At 41.1% G+C, this 3806-nt stretch carries 3 protein-coding genes and 1 pseudogene; 3 read left to right on the plus strand and 1 reads right to left on the minus strand.

Going from position 1 to position 3806, the window contains the following annotated elements:
- The 3 genes from RLO81_RS03780 to RLO81_RS03790 all read left to right on the plus strand — a co-directional run.
- The coding region (locus RLO81_RS03780) for a RagB/SusD family nutrient uptake outer membrane protein (protein ID WP_350107455.1) at positions 1–1289 on the plus strand (1289 nt) is incomplete at its 5' end.
- A gap of 2 nt (positions 1290–1291) precedes the next feature.
- A complete protein-coding gene (locus RLO81_RS03785) occupies positions 1292–2158 on the plus strand; it encodes a putative zinc-binding metallopeptidase (protein WP_350107458.1) in 867 nt (288 codons plus the stop codon).
- On the plus strand, positions 2159–3550 hold the full coding sequence (locus RLO81_RS03790; RefSeq protein WP_350107461.1) for a DUF4302 domain-containing protein: 1392 nt from the start codon (positions 2159–2161) through the stop codon (positions 3548–3550).
- A 1-nt stretch (position 3551) separates the two neighbouring features.
- Here RLO81_RS03790 and RLO81_RS03795 read toward each other — a convergent pair.
- Positions 3552–3806: pseudogene (locus RLO81_RS03795) on the minus strand (hypothetical protein); the annotation flags it as partial.

Consider the following 3806-nt stretch of genomic DNA (forward strand, 5'->3'; position numbering starts at 1 on the left):
GCACAAACATTCGCCCTGAACATCTGCTCATGTACCAATGGGAAGATGTAATCTCCGACCCTACAGATCCTGACACTCCTGTATTTTTCTGGTTTCAGACGTATGATGCCATTGCGCATGCCAATGAAGTTTTGGCGGTAATTGATGAACTACCCGCTTCAACAGAAGAAGAAATTGCTCAAAAAAGGGCAGTTGAAGCTGAGGCTCGATTAACCAGAGCCTATGGCCATTTTATGCTGGTAAACCTTTTTGGAGAGCACTTTAACTTTCAGTCTTCCCGGTCGGATTTGGGCGTGCCGTATGTGAGAACCCCAGAAACAAAATTTTTACAAACGTATACCCGTGAATCAGTAAGCCGGGTATATGATAAAATTGAAGATGATTTATTGATAGGATTGGATTTAGTGGATGATACATTTTTCGCCAATTCAGGCAAATATCATTTCAATGAGAATGCAGCATTAGCGTTTGCATCACGCTTCTATTTATTCAAAGGCGATTTTATTAGGTGCGAAGACTACAGCACCAGGCTTTTAGGCGCAGACCCTTCTGTATTTGTAAGAGACCTTACTTCTACAGAATTTCAGGTGGCTAAATCATCACTTACAGGCTATCCTCAACTTTACTCCTCACCTAACCTGCCGGCTAACCTGATGCTCATGAGAAAAATTTCATTAGTACAGCGCACTGATTTTGCCTTTGGTCCACTTAACACGCCTTATGGCAACCTTTTTGCCACTCGGCCATTTGCCGGAACAACCGATGAACGTGAAAACCCTGCTTTTGTAAAAGGAGATAATGCACTATTTCCAGTTCGCTATGAGAGTTTATTTGAGCGAAGCAGCCTTAATTCAAATACAGGCTTTCCTTATCATATTGCTCTGGCATTCAGAGGTGAGGAAGTTTTACTAAACCGCGCAGAAGCCCATGCCGCATTGGGCAATGTTGATGCTGCTATTGCCGACTTACAGGTGTTTACGGATAGAAGATATAGCGGTGGCGATCCGGTGCTTTCAATGTCTCTTTTACGGCAGTTTTTTGGTGTAGAGAACGACCCTTCGTTCACAGATGAATTTATTCTGCTGAACTACATTCTGCTGGAGAGACGTAAAGAATTTATCATGCAAGGTATGCGTTGGTTTGATCTTAAACGCTATCAAATTCCTGTACAGCATACACTGCAAGACGGCATTACCACTATCACACTTAGAGGCGATGATGAACGAAAAGCATTACAAATACCCCAATCAGCTGTTGATGTTGGAGGTTTAGAACCAAATCCGAGATAGTCATGGATAAATATTTAGATAAAATCGTTCTACTTATCCTAATCGCACTACTTAGCTCCTGTTATGAAAAGGAAGAGCTGAATGTGCCAGTAAAAACAACGGGTAATCCAAATATGACGGAGCTGGATCAGTACATTCAAAGCAATTTTACTGAGAAGTATGGCATGGCCATCCGCTATCGGTTTGTTGACAGATATGTAAATCCTGGTGAACGTGTTACCCCTCCCCGCTTAGAAGTAGTCAGACCTATGCTGGATTTTATCGAAGACTTTTGGATCGGCCCTTATATTGACGTACAGGGCGGTGAAGCGTTTTTCGAAGGTCATGTGCCTGCCGAAATTGTGTTTTTAGGTGGTTTAATTTATAATGAAGACGGCACAGTAACACTGGGTACTGCCGATGCTGGTGCGCAAATAACATTTACTGATGTTAATTCAATAGATCCTTCTGATGTAGATTGGCGCTCACAACAGTTGAACACTGTGTATCATGAATTTGCACACATTGTCCATCAGCGATATAAGTTGCCTGCAGCGTTTGAAACCATTGCAGCAACAGGCTATACCAGCCCGGGCTCGTGGTTTAATTTGCCAGACGAGGAGGCCCTGGCCAGAGGATTTGTGTCTCCTTATGCCACTAGCTCCCCGAATGAAGATTTTGCAGAAACAGTAGCCTACTACCTGTTTTACCCTGACTTTACAGATGATTTTCTTACTGAAACACCCAATTGCGAAAGCCCTGAATGTGTGGCGCAAAACGAAGGAAAGGCCTTGTTACAGGCTAAAATTAGTTCAATAAGTGAGCATTATGAGAAGGTTACTGGTATTAACCTGAAAGATTTACGTGAAGCTGTTCAATCAAGATTATAAATGAGGTACCTACACATTATATTGGCTGCATTTCTTTTTTATTCTTGCTCAGAAGAAGATTCAAATATTACACCTCCTGAACAAAGAACCGCTGCTGCTATCAAAGATATGGCCGACAAGCTCACGTCACCTACAAATGGTTGGCGTCTGGAGTATCAGCCGGTCTCGGGGTCTGGTGTATACTTTATGTTGCTTGATTTTAATGATAATGGGCAAGTTCGAATACAATCAGACCTGACAGCTAACAACAGGGAGTTTGTTGACCAAACCATTCCATATCGCATTGATAATGCTTTATCATTAGAGCTGATTTTTGAAACATATGGTGCATTTCATTATTTGTTTGAATTGGAGTCTTCACAATTTGGTGCCGAATTTGAATTCATTTTCATAGAAGAAGATAATGACGATCTCATTTTTGCGAGCAAATCAGATTTAACCGATATTACCATCATCAGACTTACTCCTGCAAGTGCTTCTGACGATCAACTGTTCGCACTGGATCAATCTGAAAACTTTCAGGCTTTTGATGGCATTACACCAGTAATATTTGGAGGCGAGCCACCAAAACAACAGGTCATCTTAAATAATAAAAACATCTCCATTTTCTGGTCGGTAGATTTGAACAAACGTGTAATACAGCCCGACTTTGCGGGAATAGGAACAACTATTGAAGAGGTACTAGCCAATGGCAACCTGGTGAACTTAACGCTACCCACCGGTTACACTTTTGCTAATGATGGCTTGCAACTGCTCACGCCACTAACCTTTACGCTCAATGGCGAAAATATATCCATAAGCAGTATTGAGCTAACTGACTTCCAAACTACAGGCGAAAGTCTTTGTACGCTAACTATGGAAAATACTCCAGAATATTCGGGTTCAATTGCTGGCGTTGGCTCTGCAACAATAAAAAAAACACTTTATGACCAATCTGGATTTAGCTTCATCCCTGATGCTACACTACCCTATTCTGTCAATGTGCTTTTTTTGTTTGATGGTGATTTTAATTCGCTTTCTCAGGGTGGAATAATTGAAGGTTACTTCCCAACAGCCACAGGTTTTGCATTTAATTATGGTTTTGATTCTGAAGAGGAACCTGCCAATGCATTAGGCTTTTTTGTAGAAGATGAAAATGGAATAACTCAAACATACTTGAGAGAATTTGAAGTGCAGGAGGCACTAGGGAATAAGCTAGCAATTACGTTAAGCGATAACTTCTATTACACTAATGCACCTCCCTCAAATGCTGAGGAGGGTTTAACCGCAATTTCTAATTTACTTTTTGAGGGCGGCACAGTATATATTTCTGATTTAGGTATCGAAGGGTCCAATGTCTACCGGCTATTCAACCCTTGCAATTCATACGAATTCTTTCTCGTAGGCAGCTAGATTATTTACTAACCTTCCCCTGAAAAAAACTTACTCCTGAAGTGAGTGGGTTGCCACTCGTTCTCCTGAATGACACTATTTGACCCACATGCCACAAACAATCTGCTATAGGCCCATTTAAGTGATGCCAAAACGGATACTCAATACGCTTTTCTTTTCCTTGATAAATGATATTCATGTCAGATAAATCATCTGCATTTTTTAATTGGTTTACAGCTACTTCCAGGTTTTCCAATGTTATTTTACGCATGGTAAC

The organism is Fulvivirga sp. (genome assembly GCF_040220315.1).
Lineage (GTDB): Bacteria > Bacteroidota > Bacteroidia > Cytophagales > Cyclobacteriaceae > Fulvivirga.